Origin of the sequence: Enterococcus sp. DIV0436a, assembly GCF_051711605.1 — a bacterium.
Taxonomy (GTDB): domain Bacteria; phylum Bacillota; class Bacilli; order Lactobacillales; family Enterococcaceae; genus Enterococcus_B; species Enterococcus_B faecium.
Genome location: NZ_JBIONA010000001.1, coordinates 2,761,620 through 2,782,597, shown reverse-complemented (window position 1 = coordinate 2,782,597; position 20,978 = coordinate 2,761,620). Strand labels below are relative to the sequence as shown.

The 20,978-nt window shown below is 41.1% G+C and carries 13 protein-coding genes; 7 read left to right on the top strand and 6 right to left on the bottom strand.

The features are described 5' to 3' along the window. Positions 1–63 precede the first annotated feature (63 nt). On the bottom strand, positions 64–999 hold the full coding sequence (gene pplA / locus IGL15_RS13700) for an extracellular electron transfer flavoprotein PplA (protein WP_033582015.1): 936 nt from the start codon (positions 997–999) through the stop codon (positions 64–66). 301 nt (positions 1,000–1,300) lie between these two features. On the opposite strand from pplA, the gene IGL15_RS13695 reads away from it, so the two are divergent. The 4 genes from IGL15_RS13695 (at position 1,301) to IGL15_RS13680 (ending at position 5,682) form a co-directional block, all read left to right on the top strand. Then, positions 1,301–3,235 carry an NAD(P)/FAD-dependent oxidoreductase gene (locus tag IGL15_RS13695; protein ID WP_104765238.1) on the top strand — a complete coding sequence of 645 codons (1,935 nt, stop codon included), beginning with the start codon at positions 1,301–1,303 and terminating at the stop codon, positions 3,233–3,235. Positions 3,236–3,676: 441 nt separating this feature from the next. Next, positions 3,677–4,093, top strand: a complete 417-nt coding sequence (locus IGL15_RS13690; RefSeq protein ID WP_002298268.1) for a NusG domain II-containing protein — start codon at positions 3,677–3,679, stop codon at positions 4,091–4,093. A gap of 13 nt (positions 4,094–4,106) precedes the next feature. Continuing rightward, complete coding sequence (locus tag IGL15_RS13685; RefSeq protein ID WP_002289378.1) at positions 4,107–4,673, top strand: Gx transporter family protein; 567 nt, start codon at positions 4,107–4,109, stop codon at positions 4,671–4,673. Positions 4,674–4,695: 22 nt separating this feature from the next. Then, on the top strand, positions 4,696–5,682 hold the full coding sequence (locus IGL15_RS13680) for a polyprenyl synthetase family protein (RefSeq protein WP_002289380.1): 987 nt from the start codon (positions 4,696–4,698) through the stop codon (positions 5,680–5,682). Positions 5,683–5,836: 154 nt separating this feature from the next. Here the strand turns inward: IGL15_RS13680 and scm are convergent, their stop codons facing one another. Continuing rightward, complete coding sequence (scm, locus tag IGL15_RS13675) at positions 5,837–7,810, bottom strand: collagen-binding MSCRAMM adhesin Scm (protein ID WP_438767993.1); 1,974 nt, start codon at positions 7,808–7,810, stop codon at positions 5,837–5,839. 321 nt (positions 7,811–8,131) lie between these two features. Between scm and IGL15_RS13670 the strand changes: the two genes are divergently transcribed. Beyond that, a complete protein-coding gene (locus tag IGL15_RS13670) occupies positions 8,132–8,656 on the top strand; it encodes a mycothiol transferase (protein ID WP_002300075.1) in 525 nt (174 codons plus the stop codon). A gap of 316 nt (positions 8,657–8,972) precedes the next feature. Here IGL15_RS13670 and IGL15_RS13665 read toward each other — a convergent pair whose 3' ends face one another. The 4 genes from IGL15_RS13665 to IGL15_RS13650 form a co-directional block, all read right to left on the bottom strand. Further along, complete coding sequence (locus IGL15_RS13665; RefSeq protein ID WP_104765198.1) at positions 8,973–9,941, bottom strand: biotin--[acetyl-CoA-carboxylase] ligase; 969 nt, start codon at positions 9,939–9,941, stop codon at positions 8,973–8,975. 157 nt (positions 9,942–10,098) lie between these two features. Next, a complete protein-coding gene (locus IGL15_RS13660) occupies positions 10,099–10,905 on the bottom strand; it encodes an ABC transporter ATP-binding protein (RefSeq protein ID WP_002307814.1) in 807 nt (268 codons plus the stop codon). Then, positions 10,902–11,807: an ABC transporter permease gene (locus IGL15_RS13655; protein ID WP_104765197.1), complete on the bottom strand. Its 906-nt coding sequence runs from the start codon at positions 11,805–11,807 to the stop codon at positions 10,902–10,904. The genes IGL15_RS13660 and IGL15_RS13655 overlap by 4 nt, the downstream gene beginning before the upstream one ends. Positions 11,808–11,824: 17 nt before the next feature. Beyond that, positions 11,825–12,793 (bottom strand): ABC transporter substrate-binding protein, encoded by a 969-nt coding sequence (locus tag IGL15_RS13650; RefSeq protein WP_104765196.1) that lies wholly within the window; start codon positions 12,791–12,793, stop codon positions 11,825–11,827. A 727-nt stretch (positions 12,794–13,520) separates the two neighbouring features. Here IGL15_RS13650 and rpoB point away from each other — a divergent pair. Together rpoB and rpoC are read left to right on the top strand one after the other, a co-directional pair. Then, positions 13,521–17,138 (top strand): DNA-directed RNA polymerase subunit beta, encoded by a 3,618-nt coding sequence (rpoB, locus tag IGL15_RS13645; protein ID WP_002295964.1) that lies wholly within the window; start codon positions 13,521–13,523, stop codon positions 17,136–17,138. Between the two features lie 78 nt (positions 17,139–17,216). Beyond that, the gene (gene rpoC / locus IGL15_RS13640; protein ID WP_002295965.1) at positions 17,217–20,870 is read left to right on the top strand and encodes a DNA-directed RNA polymerase subunit beta'; all 3,654 of its coding nucleotides are present in this window, start codon (positions 17,217–17,219) and stop codon (positions 20,868–20,870) included. Positions 20,871–20,978 lie beyond the last annotated feature (108 nt).

Sequence of the window (20,978 nt, the reverse complement as noted above, 5' to 3'; positions counted from 1 at the left end):
TGAGACGACTGCCTAATCTGGCTATCGTCCCACCCTCCAACTTTTATTAGTATGATTATGTGATTATTTTTCTGTTACGATATTATCTACTTCGATTGTTTGAGTGTCGCCTTTTTCAGCTGCATTCACTAATTGTTGTGCGTACATGATGAATGAATGTGAGCTGTGTGTAGCACCTGTAACAACTTCTACATCAGCAGGTGAGCCATCTTCTTCGCCCATTGCTTTGACGAATTCGTCGTTCAGAGTAGGGATGTAAGTTTTTGGTTCTGTACCGCTTTTTGCTTTCATATTTTCATTATATTCTGTATCATCTTGTTTTGATTTACCGTCTTTGTCGATATAATCAAAGTTTGATTCAGTTACTTTGCCGCCAGCAACTGTCATTTCGAATTGCACACGGTAGCCGTTAGAGTAGTTCTTTTCTTCAAGCTTGTAAGTGCCGTCTTTCAAATCAGCACCATTGTCGATTTCGATTGTATCTGTGTTACCAGCTTGAGCAGCTTGGATCAATTGTTGTGCGTAGTTTTGGAAGCTTTCAGATGAGTGAGTAGCTCCAGTTACGACTTCCACACCGCTTGCGCTTTGTGCTTTTAAGAATTGGTCATTCAACTCAGGAATGTATTTTTCTGGGTTTGTGCCAGATTTTGCTTCCATGTTTTTGTTGTATTCTGCATCTTTTGTTTTTGATTCGCCGTTTTCATTGACGTTATCATATTTTGATTCAGTGATTTTGCCGTCTTTTACAACCATTTCAAAGACTGCGCGGTAACCGTTTGAATAATTTTTTTCTTCTAATTTATATGTGCCGTCTTGCAAGTCTCCGCCAGCAACAACTTTTGCAGATGATTCTGTTGTGCTTTTTGCAGTCGAAGATTGTGCTGTAGATGATTCAGAAGAAGCATTTGAACTTCCGTTGTCATCTGCGCCGCAAGCGCCTAACACTAGAGCTGAAAATGCTAACACAGCAAATCCAGTTACAAAACGTTTTTTCTTCATTTTAATACCCCACCATTCCATTTTTAGTCCACAATTTTTCTTTGTGATTCATTATACATTCTAATCTTTTTAGCCTATAAGTCAACTATTTTTGATAAATAACCCATGTAATATTTCAAACGTTTTCTTTCAGCAAATTTCGTGAAAAAACGCTTTATTTTAAAATTTGAAAAAAATCCAAAAGGAGTTAGACAAAAGAACAGAACATCTATATAATATATGGAGATTGTGTAATAAGTATCAAACTAAAAGAATTATCATATATTCATTATATAGATAGTCTATAAGGAGCGGATGATCAATGGCAAAGCAAAATATTGTCGTTGTAGGAGCAGGATATGCCGGTGTTTCAGCTACAAAATACTTGGCAAAGAAACTGAAAAAAGAAGATGTAGCAATTACTCTGATCGATCGTCATTCGTACCATACTATGATGACCGAGTTGCATGAAGTAGCTGGCGGACGTGTAGAACCAGAAGCAATCCAATACGATCTGCAGCATTTGTTTGCTCGTCAAAAGAATGTACAACTTGTCACAGACACTGTAATCGGTATCGATAAAGAACGAAAAATCGTCAAGACCAAATTAGGTTCCTATCCTTTTGATCAGCTGATCCTTGGAATGGGCGGAGAGCCGAATGACTTTGGTACACCTGGTGTCAAAGCACACGGATTCACCCTTTGGTCATTTGAAGATTCTGTAAGGATTCGGGAACATATTGAGAAGACAGTAGCAAAAGCTGCATTGGAACCAAATGATGAGTTGCGTAAAGCCATGCTGACTTTCGTTGTCTGTGGTTCTGGGTTTACCGGTATTGAAATGATTGGGGAACTGATCGACTGGAAAAATCGCTTAGCCAAAGATTATAAGTTGGATCCAAACGAGATCACACTGATGGTCGTAGAGGCAATGCCGACAATCTTGAATATGTTAGACCGAAATGATGCTGCAAAAGCTGAACGCTATTTGCGTAAGCACAATGTAGAATTATTATTGAACGCACCAATCGTAGAAGTGGCTGCGGATCATATCAAGCTGAAGGACGGACGCAACATTCTGACTCACACACTGATTTGGACAGCTGGTGTTAAAGGAACTTCTGACGCTGCTGACTTTGGATTAGAAGCAGCACGCGGACAGCGGTTGATCGCCAATGAATACATGCAGGCAAAAGGCTACGAAGATAAAAACATCTATATCATCGGTGATTTAGTCTTTTATGAAGAGTTCCCAGGAACACCGACACCGCAGATCGTCCAAGCTGCTGAACAAACAGGACACACAGCCGCAGCGAATATCGTGGCTTCGATCAAAGGCGGAGAAAAGCATAAATTTAAAGGAAACTATCAAGGATTTATGGTTTCTATTGGTGCCAAATGGGGGGTAGCTAACCTATTTGATAAGATCCATTTAAGCGGATTTTTAGCTATCGTAATGAAACATATCGTTAATTTGAAATATTTCTTTGATATTCGTTCTGGTTATTATATGTTCCAATATTTAATGCATGAGTTTTTCCATATCAAAGATGATCGCAACGTGACTCGAGGACATTCTTCTCGTTACGGCAACGTCTTATGGAGTGTGCCACTTCGTATTTTCTATGGTTTAGTTTGGTTCGTTGAAGCCTCCAAAAAAATCATTGGTAATGGTGAAGTGTTAAAACCAAGTACTTGGTTTGGTGAAGGATCATGGTTCACTGGAAACAGTGTGTTCCCTTGGACATGGGAATACAATGTAACAGATGTTGCCAGTGGTGCTTCTGCTGCTGGTGATGCAACCACAGCTGCCAGCGGAGCAGGGGCCAGTGCTGGAGAAGCAGCGACTCAAGCTGCACATTTTGGTTTGAGTTATGCATACGGTGAAGAACCAATGGCTGTGATTGAGAAGTCACCAGACTGGTTCACAAAGATCATGCAAGTGATCATGCCAAACAATGATGTAGCAATGTTCTTCCAAAAATTCATGGTATTCTTTGAAATTGCCTTGGCATTAGCATTGATTGCTGGATTATTCACATGGCTATGCAGTGCCACAACGATTGTATTGGTGATCACGTTCTGCTTATCAGGCATGTTTTACTGGGTAAACATTTGGTTCATTTTTGTTGCTTTCGCATTGATGAACGGTTCCGGACGTGCGATTGGGTTGGATCGCTGGGTAATTCCATGGCTACAACGTACACTAGGTAATTGGTGGTACGGTAGACCAAGTTCCCAGTACGGCAAGAAATAAATAGATAAAGAACGTTATTTGAATGCAAGATTTCAATAGAAAGGGGCTGAGACAAACCGTCACAGCCTCCTTTTTATGTAAAATTAAAGGAATAAGATGCCCGAGATAAGCCTCCATGAGCAAGACACAGGTGTCACAACCTCTGATAAACGGTGTTCCAGAAGTAGCTTCTTCGAAAAATAAGCCGAAATTTCACAAAAACTTGAAAAGTAATTTTCGTAAATTCCTTCTTATTTCTTGAAGTTGCCCACTTCTGTCACAACCTCTTGTTATAAACGGTGTTCTACCTGCTGCTTCTCGGTAATAAGCCTAAAGAATTAGAAAACATGGAAAGCTGTTTTCTATTCTTCGTTCTTATTACTCAAAGCAAGACACAGGTGCCACAACCTCTTGTTTTTATGCTAAAATTGGGTGAGTTAATCTGGAAAAAGGAGAACAAAAATGAGCCTTAAAGAATTTGCTGAAAAAAGTCTGCTCAAACCTTGGGATGTTTTTATTATTTTGCTTTTGACTGTTCTTTCTTTTTTACCAGTCATGATTTTTGGTCTTCAGCAAAACACCGCAACAGCAGAAAAAGAAGCGGTACTGCGTGTGGATGGCACAGAAATCAAAACATTCCCTTTGATGGCTGGAGAAGAGAGCTACACATATACTTACAAAGATGAACACGGAGATTATAACTTGATCGAGATAGATGGCGATCGAGTACGGATAAAAGAAGCAGATTGCGATGACCAGATCTGCGTACGTCGAGGCTGGGCAACGAAAAATGGCGAAACCATTGTTTGTTTACCACATAAATTAGTGATCGAGGTCCGATCAACAGATGGGGGTGACGAAGACAGTCTGATTTATTAGACCTTCACACACCATGAGTAAATTACAAAAAATGATTTATATTTCGCTACTTGTTGCACAAGGAGTGATCATTGGTTTATTGGAAAATATGATCCCTTATCCTTTTTCTTTTGCGCCTGGTGCAAAACTAGGCTTAGCCAATCTAATCACGATCGTTGCCATTTTTACCATGAAAAAACGAGACAGCTTCTTACTACTTTGGCTACGACTATTCCTGACTACTTTGCTAGGCGGAACGATTTCCACATTCCTTTATAGTATGAGTGGTGCTTTGCTTAGTTATTTTGGAATGTTATTGGTCAAGCAATTAGGACCAAAACGTGTCAGTATCATCGGAATTAGTGCGGCCGGCGGTTTCATGCATAATGTCGGACAGCTTTTGATGGCTTCTTTCATTGCACAATCATGGACAGTCATGTTGTACTTGCCAGTCCTTTCAGTTTTAGGGATTTTATCAGGGATTGCAATCGGGATCGCAGCGAATTATCTTTTACGACATGTGCAGACACTTCAACGATTCCAAAAAGATTATGAGCAGGGAACCAAACAAAAATGGAGCCCAATGTTTACCAAAAAATAATCGTCAAACAAGGAGTTTTTTTATGAAGCTACATCCAATGTGGGAAAACTATCCTGCTTTAAGTAAAGAATTGACAGAAACACTAAAACGGATGGAAGAAACTGTCCGCCTGAAAAACAAACCTGTCGAACAAGCAATCAAAGAAACGATCCATGCCGGCGGAAAGCTGTTGCGTCCTGCCTATCAGCTATTGTTCTCACAATTTGGACCAGAGCAAGATCGAGACAAAGCCATCGCTTTGGCAGCTTCTATCGAAATGCTCCATACGGCCACACTGATCCATGATGATATCGTTGATGAAGCGGATCTGCGACGTGGTCAGCCTAATATCCGTAGTCAGTTTGGTAATGTCGTTTCTGTCTATGCAGGAGACTATTTATTTGTCTGCTGTTTTAAACTATTGTCTGATTACTCCACTTCCTTGAAAAGTCTCCAATTGAATTCTCGCAGTATGGAAAAAGTATTGAATGGCGAATTAGGGCAGATGGATGATCGCTATAATTATGAACTTTCTGTAAAAGAATATTTGGAAAATATTTCAGGTAAGACAGCTGAACTGTTCCAATTAAGTTGTTCTGTTGGCGCTTTTGAAAGTGGAACAAGCGAGCGCTTCGCAAAAAAAGCAGGAGATATCGGACTTTCTATCGGGATGGCCTTTCAGATTATCGATGATATTTTAGATTATACAAAAGAGAGCCAGGAAATCGGCAAACCTGTACTAGAAGACATGCGTCAAGGGGTCTATTCTTTACCGTTGATCTACTCTTTGCAAAAAAACAAACCAAAGCTACTACCTTATTTAGAGAAGAAAGCGGCAATGACAGAAGAAGATGTCGACGCCGTACGCAAAATCGTTGAACATACAGGAGGCGTGGAAGAAGCTAGGAAGTTAGCGGCCTCTTACACAGAAAAGGCTTTGAAGGAAATAAAGAAATTACCTGCCACCTCTCTTCGAACAAAAGAGAATCTCTTTTCCCTTACCCAACTGATTTTGGATCGCAAAGACTGAATAGGGAAAGGTTCGATACGTAAATAAATTTCTCAAAAGGAAATCTACGTGTTTTTTGACAAATTGAATTGTAGTTCTTGTATTTATGATAAAAAGCAAAAATAAAGAGCAACGTCCGCTAGCGACGTTGCTCTTTTTTATCTTGAATATTTTTTTACCTTTTCGATTTCTTATAACTCATAAAAGTGATTCTTAAACCGATTACAAGTAATATAACGCCTGCGAGTGTTATCCAATTATTCGATTGACTTCCAGTTTTAGGAAGTGCTCTTTTTGATTTGTTTCCATTGTCATTGCTTGTTTTATTAGTTAAGTTAAAGTTCGTCCTGTTATCCGAACTTGTTTTTGAGAAGGAGACACTTGCATGACGTGTATCGCTTGTGGTAGACGACGTGTCTGTACTATCGCTTGAAGTTGATGAATCTGAGCTATCACTTGTGGTAGAGATTGTATCTGTACTGTCGCTTGAAGCTGACGTGTCCGTGCTATCACTTGTAGTGGTAGATGAATCTGAGCTGTCGCTTGAAGCTGACGTGTCCGTGCTATCACTTGTAGTGGTAGTTGAATCTGAGCTGTCGCTTGAAGCTGACGTGTCCGCGCTATCACTTGTAGTGGTAGTTGAATCTGAGCTGTCGCTTGAAGCTGACGTGTCCGTGCTATCACTTGTAGTGGTAGATGAATCTGAGCTGTCGCTTGAAGCTGACGTGTCCGTGCTATCACTTGTGGTAGAGGTAGTATCTGTACTATCGCTTGAAGTTGATGAATCTGAGCTATCACTTGTGGTAGAGGTAGTATCTGTACTGTCACTTGAAGCTGATGTGTCCGTGCTATCACTTGTTGTGGTAGATGTATCCGTACTGTCACTTGAAGTTGATGAATCTGAGCTATCGCTTGTTGTGGTAGATGTATCTGTACTGTCACTTGAAGCTGACGTGTCCGTGCTATCACATGTGGTAGAGGTAGTATCTGTACTATCGCTTGAAGCTGACGTGTCCGTGCTATCACTTGTGGTAGAGGTAGTATCTGTACTATCGCTTGAAGCTGACGTGTCCGTGCTATCACTTGTGGTAGAGGTAGTATCTGTACTATCGCTTGAAGTTGTTGAATCTGAGCTATCACTTGTGGTAGAGGTATCTGTACTGTCGCTTGTGTCTGTCGTATCTGTACCATTGTCGCTGATAAATATTTCGTTAGGATCCCAACGATTGGTAGCTGCATCTAAAATCACATTTGTCCCTATAATCGTTCCGTCTTGGTTTTGAGTAATGCGGATAGTAGCATTAGGCGCAAGGATTGTTCCTTGAAAAGGAGCACTGATTGTCAAATCAGTCATCTCATTTCCAAAATTCCAAGAGATATTCGCATCCGAAAAATCTTCTGTTTCATGATTTGAACGATCATTGTATTTGATTGGTGACTGTACGTTCAATGCAGAAGAACTGTTGATGACATTAAATACAACTACTTGATCATTTGGATTGATGATTTGAAGTGGCGTATTCATCGTTAACACTTCTGCATCGATATTTACCAATAAAAACCCGGTATCTGATAAACCAGTTAAATCGATTGTCCGATTGTTCATGTCTGGAAAATCTGCAGCAGTATATGTTTTAGCTGGAGTGATGGTTGCAAGATCATTTGCTGCTACATTCAATTTAGCAAATTCCTGCTCGAAATCAATATATTCATGCCCAGCACGATCTTTATAAAAATCATCTGGAGTTAAGTGATCAAGCCTGGATCCATTGACTGTAGGATGACCATCTTGAAGTGCTACATCCACGTTACTGCCAACGACAAATTTATTCATTCTTGTGCCACCTGTAGGTATGCCTGAAGAATTAGCGAAAGAATCAGTTTTTTGTATATAATTTATTTCTTGGTTCAATAAACCTTCATGAAGCTCTGTACCAAAATTATTTTTTGCATCAAGTTCATGTGTTGCTATATTTCCGTCTGTATGTGCATTCACAGTTGTCTTATTTTTAGCAAATACGTGGAATTGACTAGCAATTCCTAACAAGCCATAGTTACCAGTTAGATCATTATAAATATTCCCAGGGTCTTTAGGAATGTATGTTTCCGCTGAAACGGCCACACCATACGAAAAGATATTGAACAACAAAGCAACTAGGACTAGTAAACTTGCCCTTTTTTCATTTTTCCCCTTCCTTTCCTTTCAAACATTTTCCTATTATACTCTTTTTCTCCTAGTCTTAAACTGTTCGTTTGAAAAATCATTGTTTATTTATAGAATATTAATGAAACGTTCATATTGTTGCTTCTTGTTCAATTGATAGTTCGACACTATCTTTTTCTTTCAATCTCCAAACTATTGATGATGGTGACTGTTAAAGTGTAAAAAATAAGGGTGTGTAGTAACATATAAGTAGGTATCCTAGAATTAGGAAAAAGTAAGTAGGATAAATAAAAAGGAGGAAAATAAATGGATTATTTAGATATGCTATGCGAGAGTGTGGATCGGGCATACGATCGGTTTGAACGTTTGTTTGAAGGCGTCTCTATTGAGGAGGCCAATCGTTTTCCAGTGGAAGATAGAGCCCCGCAGATCAAATCAATGACTTGGCTGGCTTGGCATACCGCTCGAGAATTAGATTTCCAGATTGCTGATTTAGCAGGAATCTCTCCAATTTGGCATAGTCAAGACTGGGAAAGCCGGTTTCCGATGACGATAGCAGATAACGAACAAGATTGGAAGCATAGTCTGGAACAAGCAAAGCAGATCCAAGCTAATCAAATAGAAGATCTGCTAGGATACTTGCGAGGAGCTGCTGATTTTGCTATTTCTTACTTAAGAAGGCTGGAACCTTCCGAGCTAGATGAAGTAATTGACGAGAACTGGACACCACCAGTCACACGAGGAATGCGTCTCGTTTCTATTATTGATGATGCTGCTATGCACTCTGGTCAGGTGATCTATGCGAGACGTTTGTTGGGATTAAGAGATTAAGGCACTAGCTAAAAAAGAACTTACGGTAAAATAAGTCGCAAGTTCTTTTTTGTTTTTATCGTTACCCATGGTCTATCTATAAGATTGAAAAAGGAAGCGGCCTGCTATCTCTTTTGATCGTGTAAACTGATGACTTTCTTGTTTTTTGCATTGATTCATTTAAAGAAAGTGTACCATGCTTTATAGATATTTTTAGAATACCTTTTTCTAGAGGATAGAGAAACTGTCAGCTGATAGAATAAGGAGAGTCTTTTGAAGAGAATTCAGAAAAAAGGACACTGTATGAGATCAGGTGTCCTTTTGTGAAATCTGATAATTATTGCGTACGGATAGATGTGAGACTGATTTCGCCAGAAGACAAACTCATCTCCTGTTCATTTGTTTGGACGATCAGTTCGCCATGATCACCGATTTCTTTTGCAAGACCGACATAAGTCGTTCCTTTTTGATTGAACGACACGGTTTTTCCCAATACGAATGATTTTTCTTTATAGAAGTCCAACGCTTTTTCTGGGTGAGAAAGATAAGTGAACAATTCTCGCCAGATTTTGCTGATTAGCTGATTCCTTGTGACACTAGCTTGTCCGTCGGGAAAGACAGAGATGGCTTTTTCTTGGAGATCAGCTGGAAAATGATTTTGAGGAACAGAAAAATTAAGCCCGATCCCAATGATGATATGACTGATCCTGCCGCTTTCCATATCACTGACTGCTTCAGATAAAATCCCACAGACTTTTTTTCCATCCATGTAGATATCATTGACCCATTTGATCGAAGCAGAACGACCGGTTACAGATTCAATGGCTTTCACACAGGCACTGGCTGCGATGATCGTATATTGAGGCAATTCATCAAACCGTTTGTCTGGATGGAGCAAGAGACTCATGTAGATTCCTCGTCCAGCTTCAGCGAAAAAAGGCCGTCCAAAACGTCCACGAGCTTGTTCTTGTGTATCAGCAACAAATAACTTCGAAACAGAATCTCCTTGAGCTGCTGCCAGTTTGGCATCTTTCATCGTAGATTCAGAAGTCAACATCGTTTGTACTTTCAAATCAGGAATAAACGACCGTAGCTCTTGCTGGATTTCTTTTGCATCTAGTACGTCAGAGGGCAGGTAACGATACCCTGTAGGCCCGTGCTCAAAACGATAGCCTGCCTTTTCCAATTCTTTGATGGCTTTCCAAATACTTGTCCGGGAAACTTCCAGTTGCTGTGCCAACTTTTCTCCGGAAAGAAAATCTGGTGTCTTTTTCAATAATTGAAGTACCTTGTCTTTCGTTGTCATGGCATCAAGCTCCTTTCCCATCCATTCTATCAGGAAGAAGGAGAGAACAAAATAGTTTTCGAAGAAACAACGGTTGATACATAAAGCAAAAACGAAAGAAGGAAAGAGAAAAAAGAAGAGGGTGGGCGTTCATTTTTTTGTCCCAGCCTCTTTCTGATTATGAAGATAAAAGTACTTGATCGTCTTTTAATGCCGTGCCGCTGTTTTGTTTGAACAACGCTAATAATTGGGGCACTGTGAGCTGCTGTTTTTCCTCTTGCTGGATATCTACGACGATCCTTCCTTGATGCAGCATGATCAGTCGATTCCCATAGCGGATCGCGTCTTCCATGTCATGAGTGACCATAAAAGCAGTGAGATTCTGCTCAGTGATCAGCTTTTCTGTCAATTCCATCACCCTTTTGGAAGTAGCAGGGTCAAGCGCTGCAGTGTGTTCATCTAATAAGATCAGTTCTGGACGCTGTAATGTGGCCATCAATAGCGTAATAGCTTGACGTTGTCCTCCAGACAGCAAACCGATTTCTGAGGATAAACGATTTTCCAAACCCAAATTCAGCCGAGCCAGCTGGTCTTTGAAAAATGTTCGGTCTTGTGGTTTGACACCACGGAAGAAGCCGCGTTTTTTTCCTCGTTTCATAGCAAGAGCGAGGTTTTCTTCTACCGTTAAACGAACGGCTGTCCCTAGTTTAGGATCTTGGAATACGCGACTGATGGATTTCGAACGTTCGACAACAGATTTTTTCGTGATATTTTTTCCATTCAATAAAATTTGTCCCTGATCGACAGAAAATGTACCGGCGATGCTGTTCAGCAAAGTAGATTTACCAGCCCCATTTCCACCGATGATCGTCACGAAGTCGCCGGGATCTAAGGAAAGATTAATGCCTTTCAGGACATGATTTTCGTTGATCGTTCCTTTTTCAAAGGTATGATGGAGATTTTCCAATGTTAAGACGTCATTCATTTGACACTACCGCCTTTCTTTTTTTGAGGTAAATGGAATTTTTGCTGGATCTGCGGGAAAGAAAGACAGATCACTAGCACGAAAGCAGAAGCAAGTTTCGAATCACTTGGTTCAACATTCAGTTCGAAGACTAACGCTAAAATAAAACGATAAATGACCGCACCTAAAACGACAGTCAAGAGACGGAGAAATAGTGGCTGGTTACGTAAAAAAACTTCTGCGATGATAATAGAAGCAAGTCCAATTACGATCGTTCCAATACCAGAATTCAAATCAGCAAAGCCGTTGTTTTGCGCAAGCAAGGAGCCAGAAAGAGCAATGCATCCATTAGAAATCATATAACCGATGATCTTCATATTATCTGTGTTGATCCCGTTTGCTTCGCTCATTGCCAGATTATCGCCAGTTGCACGAATAGCAAGTCCTGTTTCTGTACGTAAGAACAAAACAAGTAAACATACAACGATCAAAGCAAAAAGCAGACCGACGATCAGTACAGCGTTGTCTTTTGTTATGCCGAATGACTCGACCCAATGAAAGATCGTTGGCTGACCCAATAAAGAGATGTTCGGCGCACCCATCACACGGGATGTGACAGAATATAAACCAGTCATGGTGATGATCCCTGCAAGAAGGGCGGGAATTTTCAATTTTGTGTGAAGCAGTCCGGAAACAAGCCCTGCTGCCGCACCCCCTAAAAAGCCTAGAAGACAAGCTGTCAATGGATGATAGCCATTTGTAATACTTACTGCCGCGATCCCTGCACCTAAAGGGAAGCTTCCTTCAGCAGTCAAGTCGGCAATGTCCAAGATACGGAAAGTGACGTATACACCAATCGCAAGTAGGGCCCATAAGACCCCTTGCGATGCAGATGATAAGAAAAGAGAGAGCAAATTTGTCATGAGAATCCTCCTGTGTTTTATTCAGCTTCTTTGATGCTGTCTGGATTGATGCCTAATGCTTTGGCCATGTCTTTATTGACATACAGTTCCAAATCATTCGCTGTTTCGACAGGAAGTTCACTTGGCTTCTTGCCGTCTAAGATTTTTGCTGCCATGATCCCTGTTTGTTTGCCCAAGCTTTCGTAGTCGATTCCTACTGTTGCTAGACCGCCGTCTTTGACTTGATCAACTGCGCCAGCAACGACAGGTGTTTTTGTTTCTTTTGCGACTTCACCGACAACACTTGCCGCACTTGCGAACGTGTTATCAGTAGGAATATAGATTCCATCTACATCTTTAGCTAGACTTTTCGTCACTTGTTGGACATCATTTGTGGAATTTGCTGTCAGTACTTTGACTTTGACGCCCGCTTTTTTCAATTCTTTTTCTGCCAAATCAGCTTGGATCTTAGAGTTTGCTTCACCGTTGTTATACATGATGCCGATTGTTTTGGCGTCTGGCACGATATTTAACAGTAAGCCGATTTGTTTTTCGATTGGCACCATATCTGTCGTGCCAGTCACATTGCCGCCAGGTTTTTCATTGGATGTGACTAAATGGGCTTGTTCCAAGTCTGTGACCGCTGTGACAGTCATCGGGATAGTGGTTGTTTCATTTAATAAAGATTGTGCTGCTGGAGTGGCGATTCCAAGTAGCAAATCAGGATCTTCTTTGACGAGTTTCTCACTCATACTTTTCAGGTTGTCTTGATTGTTTTGGGCATTTTGATAATCGATTGTTAGATTATCGCCTTTTTTATACCCTTCTTCTGCTAATCCTTCTTTGAATCCTTTATAGGCAGCATCTAACGAGTTATGTTGTACAAGTTGCAATACGCCAATTGTTTTTTGTCCATCTGATGCCTCTGCGGAATTGTCTTTTTGTGCGCAACCTCCTAAAGCTAGTAGCAGGGCAGCGCCTAATCCGATGATTATATTTTTTTTCATTTCTTTTTCCTCCTTAATTTTGGGAAACAAAAAATCCATTCAGACAAAATGTCCAAATGGATTGAAAAGTCGGAAAATAAATTGAAAAAGTAGAATGCTTGATACTTTTACTTTGTATTTTCACTGCTCAGCCACTTAGCATTTTGTCTACGTGGCTTTTTGCTGCAATACAAAGTTCTTTAGCCATCATAGATACAAACTGTCGTTTAACGTTTGTATCCATCATGATGAATACAAACCTATCTAAAGTAGCTAAAGTAAAAGTTATTCAGTTGTGTTGGTGCGATTTGGTTGATGTTGGTTCGCATAGAAGTTCCTCCACAAGATGAATTTTCTAAAGTATAACCGAGATAAAAAGGTCTGTCAATTAAGAATTGTCAGATAATTGAAAACATAAAATTGAAAACATTAAGAAAATATTGCGAAAAAGCAGAAGAAACGCCAGGAAGTGTTGACTTTTATAGAAAATAAGTGTAGTATATGAAGTTGCAAAAACTATCTGATGAAGAAAAGGCAGAAACGAAATATTGTCCGTTTCGGCTTTAATATAAGGAAACAAAAGTAGAAGCTCACGAAGTAAGGTTTCAAGAGAATGTTCTATTTTTGGTTTTTTTTTGCCTAAAAGCCGCAAAAAATGTCTGTTGTTACCTAAAAATAATATTTGAAATATTATTGTAACAATTGATCGGGTAGTCTTTTTGAATGACATTTTAGAGGGGTGAAGAGCTTGGCTGGACACGTAGTAAAATACGGAAAACATCGCGAACGTAGAAGTTTCGCAAGAATCAGTGAAGTGTTGGAATTACCAAATTTGATCGAAATTCAAACAGACTCTTACCAATGGTTCTTAGATGAGGGACTTAGAGAAATGTTTGAAGACATTTTGCCAATCGATGACTTCAATGGCAATCTATCTTTGGAATTTGTAGATTATGAATTGAAAGAACCAAAGTATACAGTAGCAGAAGCTCGTGCGCATGATGCAAACTACTCTGCACCATTACATGTAACATTGCGTTTGACAAACCGCGAGACTGGCGAAATCAAAGCACAAGAAGTATTCTTCGGTGATTTCCCATTAATGACAGAACAAGGAACATTCATCATCAACGGGGCAGAGCGAGTAATCGTTTCTCAGTTAGTCCGTTCACCAGGTGTCTATTTCCATGGAAAAGTCGACAAAAACGGAAAAGAAGGATTCGGTTCTACTGTTATCCCTAACCGTGGAGCTTGGCTAGAAATGGAAACTGATGCAAAAGACATCTCTTATGTACGTATCGACCGTACACGTAAGATTCCTTTAACCGTATTAGTTCGTGCGTTAGGATTTGGTTCCGATGATACGATCTTTGAAATCTTCGGCGACAGCGAAACATTACGCAATACAGTCGAAAAAGACTTGCATAAAAACGCAAGCGACTCAAGAACAGAAGAAGGTTTGAAAGACGTTTACGAACGTTTGCGTCCAGGCGAACCAAAAACAGCAGACAGCTCACGTAACTTGCTGAATGCTCGTTTCTTCGATCCAAAACGTTACGACTTAGCAAACGTTGGTCGCTACAAAGTAAACAAAAAATTAGATTTGAAAACACGTCTATTGAATCTGACATTAGCTGAAACATTAGTTGATCCAGAAACAGGCGAGATCATCGTTGAAAAAGGAACAGTTCTGACTCACCAAGTCATGGAAACACTAGCTCCTTTCATTGATAATGGCCTAAATTCAGTGACTTACTATCCATCAGAAGACGGTGTGGTCACAGATCCAATGACTGTCCAAGTCATCAAAGTATTTTCACCAAGAGACCCTGAACGTGAAGTAAACGTGATCGGAAACGGCTATCCAGAAGCAGCTGTAAAAACGGTTCGTCCAGCCGACATCATTGCTTCAATGAGCTATTTCTTGAACTTGATGGAAGGTATCGGCAATGTCGATGATATCGACCACTTAGGAAACCGTCGTATCCGTTCAGTCGGTGAACTTTTACAAAACCAATTCCGTATCGGTCTAGCACGTATGGAACGTGTGGTTCGTGAAAGAATGTCGATCCAAGATACTGAAACATTGACACCTCAACAATTGATCAATATCCGTCCAGTTGTGGCAAGTATCAAAGAATTCTTTGGTTCTTCTCAGTTGTCACAGTTCATGGATCAAACAAACCCTCTTGGCGAATTGACACACAAACGTCGTCTTTCAGCCTTAGGACCTGGCGGATTGACTCGTGACCGTGCCGGTTATGAAGTTCGTGACGTTCACTACTCCCACTATGGCCGTATGTGTCCGATCGAAACTCCTGAAGGCCCAAACATCGGGTTGATCAATAGTTTGTCCAGTTATGCGAAAGTAAATAAATTCGGATTTATCGAAACACCTTATCGTCGCGTAGACCGTGAAACAGGTCGTGTTACTGACCAAATCGACTACTTGACAGCAGATATCGAAGACCATTACATCGTAGCCCAAGCAAACAGCCCATTGAATGAAGATGGAACATTTGCTCAAGACGTTGTTATGGCTCGTGCTCAAAGTGAAAACTTAGAAGTATCTATTGATAAAGTAGACTACATGGACGTATCACCTAAACAAGTAGTTGCCGTTGCGACAGCATGTATTCCTTTCTTGGAAAACGATGACTCCAACCGTGCCTTGATGGGTGCCAACATGCAGCGTCAAGCAGTGCCGTTGATCAATCCTCAAGCACCATGGGTTGGTACTGGTATGGAATACAAATCAGCGCATGACTCAGGAGCTGCTTTGTTATGTAAACATGATGGTGTCGTTGAATACGTTGATGCTTCTGAAATCCGCGTACGCCGCGACAACGGTGCATTAGATAAATACGATGTAACGAAATTCCGTCGTTCAAACTCCGGAACAAGCTACAACCAACGTCCAATCGTTCATTTAGGTGAAAAAGTCGAAAAAGGGGATACTCTGGCAGACGGACCATCTATGGAACAAGGCGAAATGGCTCTAGGCCAAAACGTTTTAGTTGGTTTCATGACTTGGGAAGGGTACAACTATGAAGATGCGATCATCATGAGCCGTCGTTTGGTAAAAGATGACGTATACACTTCTATCCATATTGAAGAATATGAATCAGAAGCCCGCGATACAAAATTAGGACCTGAAGAAATCACACGCGAAATCCCTAATGTCGGGGAAGACGCATTGAAAGATTTAGACGAAATGGGCATCATCCGTATTGGTGCAGAAGTCCAAGATGGCGATTTGCTTGTAGGGAAAGTCACGCCAAAAGGGGTAACAGAATTATCTGCAGAAGAACGTCTATTGCATGCGATCTTTGGCGAAAAAGCTCGTGAAGTCCGCGATACATCATTACGTGTACCACATGGCGGCGGCGGGATCGTTCACGATGTGAAAATCTTTACTCGTGAAGCTGGAGATGAATTGTCACCAGGCGTAAACATGTTAGTTCGTGTTTATATCGTTCAAAAACGTAAAATCCATGAAGGGGATAAAATGGCCGGTCGTCACGGAAATAAAGGGGTTGTATCCCGTATTATGCCGGAAGAAGATATGCCATTCCTACCTGATGGAACACCAATCGATATCATGCTGAATCCTTTAGGGGTGCCTTCACGTATGAACATCGGGCAAGTATTGGAATTACACTTGGGTATGGCTGCACGTCAGTTAGGTATCCACGTAGCAACGCCAGTATTTGATGGTGCAAGTGATGAAGACGTATGGGAAACAGTTCGTGAAGCCGGTATGGCCAGCGATGCGAAAACTGTTCTGTACGACGGACGTACAGGGGAACCATTTGATGGACGTGTGTCTGTCGGTGTGATGTACATGATCAAACTTGCTCACATGGTCGATGACAAATTGCATGCACGTTCAATCGGACCTTACTCATTGGTTACACAACAACCATTGGGAGGTAAAGCCCAATTTGGTGGACAACGTTTTGGTGAAATGGAAGTATGGGCACTGGAAGCTTATGGTGCGGCTTATACTTTACAAGAAATCTTGACATACAAATCAGATGACGTAGTCGGACGTGTGAAAACATACGAAGCAATCGTCAAGGGTGAACCAATTCCAAAACCAGGTGTACCGGAATCATTCCGCGTATTGGTGAAAGAATTGCAATCACTAGGTCTGGACATGCGTGTCTTGGATATCGAAGAGACAGAGATCGAACTTCGCGACATGGACGATGAAGACGATGATTTGATCACTGTTGATGCTTTGACAAAATTTGCCGAACAGCAAACTGCCAAAGAATTAGAAAAGAAAGCTGCTGAACAAGTGGAAGATGAAAAAGACGATGTCATCCAAAACTTTGAAACCGCAGAAGATAATTTAGACTAATCCGGTCTATGAGCTGCAAGGCGGTCGAAGATCAGCCGTCTTGCGGTTTGCCATTAAATGAAATGGAGGGAACCCCTTTTGATCGATGTAAATAAATTCGAAAGTATGCAAATAGGTTTGGCTTCTCCCGAAAAAATCAGAAGCTGGTCTTACGGTGAAGTAAAAAAACCTGAGACGATTAACTATCGTACCTTAAAACCTGAACGCGAAGGGTTGTTCTGTGAGCGGATTTTTGGTCCTACAAAAGACTGGGAATGTGCCTGCGGAAAATACAAACGTATCCGTTATAAAGGAATCGTTTGTGATCGATGCGGAGTGGAAGTTACTCGTTCGAAAGTTCGCCGTGAACGCATGGGACATATTGAATTAGCAGCTCCTGTTTCACATATCTGGTACTTTAAAGGGATTCCTTCACGTATGGGTCTTGTATTAGACATGAGCCCACGCGCTTTGGAAGAAATCATTTATTTTGCTTCATATGTAGTCATCGAACCAGGAAATACGAATTTAGAGAAAAAACAATTGTTGACAGAACGCGAATATCGCGAAAAACGTGAACAATATGGACAAGAATTCCAAGCTGCTATGGGTGCAGAAGCGATCAAACAATTACTTGATAATGTTGATCTAGATGCAGAAGCAGCCGAATTGAAAGAAGAATTGAAATCTGCACAAGGACAAAAACGTACACGTGCAATCCGCCGTTTGGATATTTTAGAAGCATTCCGCGCTTCAGGAAATCAACCAAGCTGGATGGTTATGGACGTTATCCCTGTTATTCCACCAGATTTACGCCCAATGGTTCAATTAGAAGGTGGACGTTTTGCAACAAGTGACTTGAATGATCTTTACCGTCGTGTAATCAACCGTAATAACCGTTTGAAACGTTTGTTAGACTTGAATGCACCTGGAATCATCGTTCAAAATGAAAAACGTATGCTGCAAGAAGCAGTAGATGCATTGATCGATAACGGTCGTCGCGGACGTCCAGTTACTGGACCAGGTAACCGCCCATTGAAATCTCTTTCTCATATGTTGAAAGGGAAACAAGGTCGTTTCCGTCAAAACTTGCTAGGTAAACGTGTCGACTACTCCGGTCGTTCCGTTATCGTTGTTGGACCTTTCTTGAAGATGTACCAATGTGGACTTCCAAAAGAAATGGCTATCGAATTATTCAAACCATTCGTGATGCGTGAGCTTGTTCAACGCGAACTAGCTTCAAACATCAAAAATGCGAAACGTAAAATCGAACGTCAAGAAGACGAAGTATGGGATGTCTTAGAAGACGTAATCAAGGAACACCCAGTATTGCTGAACCGGGCACCTACGCTTCACCGACTTGGTATCCAAGCATTCGAACCAGTTTTAGTACAAGGACGCGCAATCCGTTTGCATCCACTTGTATGTGAAGCTTATAATGCCGATTTCGATGGAGACCAAATGGCTGTCCACGTGCCATTGAATGAAGAAGCACAAGCAGAAGCACGTATGTTGATGTTAGCTGCTCAAAACATCTTGAACCCTAAAGATGGTAAACCAGTTGTTACTCCTTCTCAAGATATGGTTCTAGGTAACTACTACTTGACAATGGAAGAAGAAGGACGCGAAGGCGAAGGAATGGTCTTCAGAGATCAAAACGAAGCTGTTATCGCATGGCGCAACGGATACGTTCATTTACATTCACGTATCGGTGTGAACCCTAACTCATTAGGTGAAAAACCATTTACTGAATGGCAAAAAGAACGTACGATGATCACAACAGTTGGTAAGATCATCTTCAACGAGATCATGCCTCCTGAATTCCCTTATCTGAATGAACCAACAGACTTCAACTTGACCGTCCAAACACCGGACAAATACTTTGTTGAAGCTGGTACGGATATTCCTGCACATATCAAAGAGCAAGAATTAGTATTACCGTTCAAGAAGAAAAACTTAGGGAACATCATCGCAGAAGTCTTCAAACGATTCAAAGTAACAGAAACTTCTAAGATGCTTGACCGTATGAAAGACTTAGGGTATAAACATTCAACACATGCCGGTATCACAGTAGGGATCGCTGACATCAGTGTACTGAATGAAAAACAAGAAATCATTGAAAATGCCCATAAACAAGTTGAAACTATTACAAAACAATTCCGTCGTGGTCTGATTACAGATGACGAACGTTATGAACGTGTCATTGCTGTTTGGAACGCTGCAAAAGACAGCATCCAACAAAAACTGATGGAAGGTTTGGAAGCGAAAAACCCAATCTTCATGATGTCTGATTCTGGAGCTCGTGGGAACATTTCCAACTTTACACAGCTTGCCGGAATGCGTGGTTTGATGGCCGCTCCTAATGGTCGAATCATGGAATTGCCAATCATTTCGAACTTCCGTGAAGGACTATCCGTCTTGGAAATGTTTATCTCAACTCACGGGGCTCGTAAAGGGATGACCGATACAGCCTTGAAGACTGCCGATTCAGGTTACTTGACTCGTCGTCTGGTTGACGTGGCCCAAGATGTAATCATCCGTGAAGAAGATTGCGGTACTGACCGAGGTCTTGAAATCCAAGCAATCCGTGAAGGAAATGAAATCATCGAATCATTAGAAGATCGTTTAGTGGGACGTTACACTCGTAAAGAAGTACGTCATCCTGAAACAAATGAATTGATCATTGCAGGAAACCAATTGATTTCCGAAGACATTGCAAAACAAATCGTTGATGCAGGTGTCGAAACAGTGACAATCCGTTCTGTCTTCACATGTAATACAAAACATGGTGTCTGCAAACATTGTTACGGACGCAACCTTGCAACTGGCTCTGACGTTGAAGTCGGCGAAGCAGTTGGTACGATCGCCGCTCAATCAATCGGTGAACCTGGTACTCAGTTGACGATGCGTACATTCCATACGGGTGGGGTTGCCGGAGACGATATCACTCAAGGTCTTCCTCGTGTCCAAGAAATCTTTGAAGCACGTAATCCGAAAGGGCAAGCAGTGATCACAGAAGTAACAGGGGATGTCATCGATATCTCAGAAGATCCTGCAACACGTACCAAAGAAGTAACAATCAAAGGAAAAACAGATACACGTACGTATACTGTTCCTTATACAGCACGTATGAAAGTAGCAGAAGGCGATATGATCCACCGTGGTGCGCCATTGACAGAAGGATCAATCGATCCAAAACAATTGTTGCAAGTTCGCGATGTATTATCTGTTGAAAACTACTTGCTTCGTGAAGTACAACGTGTTTACCGTATGCAAGGGGTAGAAATCGGCGACAAGCATATCGAAGTAATGGTTCGTCAAATGCTGCGTAAAGTTCGTGTAATGGATCCAGGTGATACAGATATCTTACCAGGTACATTATTAGACATCGCAGACTTTAAAGATCAAAACTACAATACGCTAGTCTCAGGAGGCGTTCCTGCAACTTCTCGACCAGTCTTGCTAGGTATTACAAAAGCATCATTAGAAACAAATAGTTTCTTATCTGCTGCATCATTCCAAGAAACAACTCGTGTCTTGACGGATGCTGCGATCCGCGGTAAGAAAGATCCTCTTCTTGGTTTGAAAGAAAATGTTATCATCGGTAAGATCATCCCAGCTGGTACTGGTATGCAACGTTACCGTGACATGGAACCAAAAGAAGTCGGTGTAGCAAGCGAAAATGTCTACAGTATTTCAGATATTGAAGCACAAATGGCTGCAGAAGACGCAATGAACAATCAAACAAAATAGATATTTTACAAAAGAGGTTGTGACAAATTATTGTCACAACCTCTTTTTTGGTTTGTCTAAAATAATTTGTCTAACTAGAAGAAAAGTGGGAAAGGATCTTAACAACAT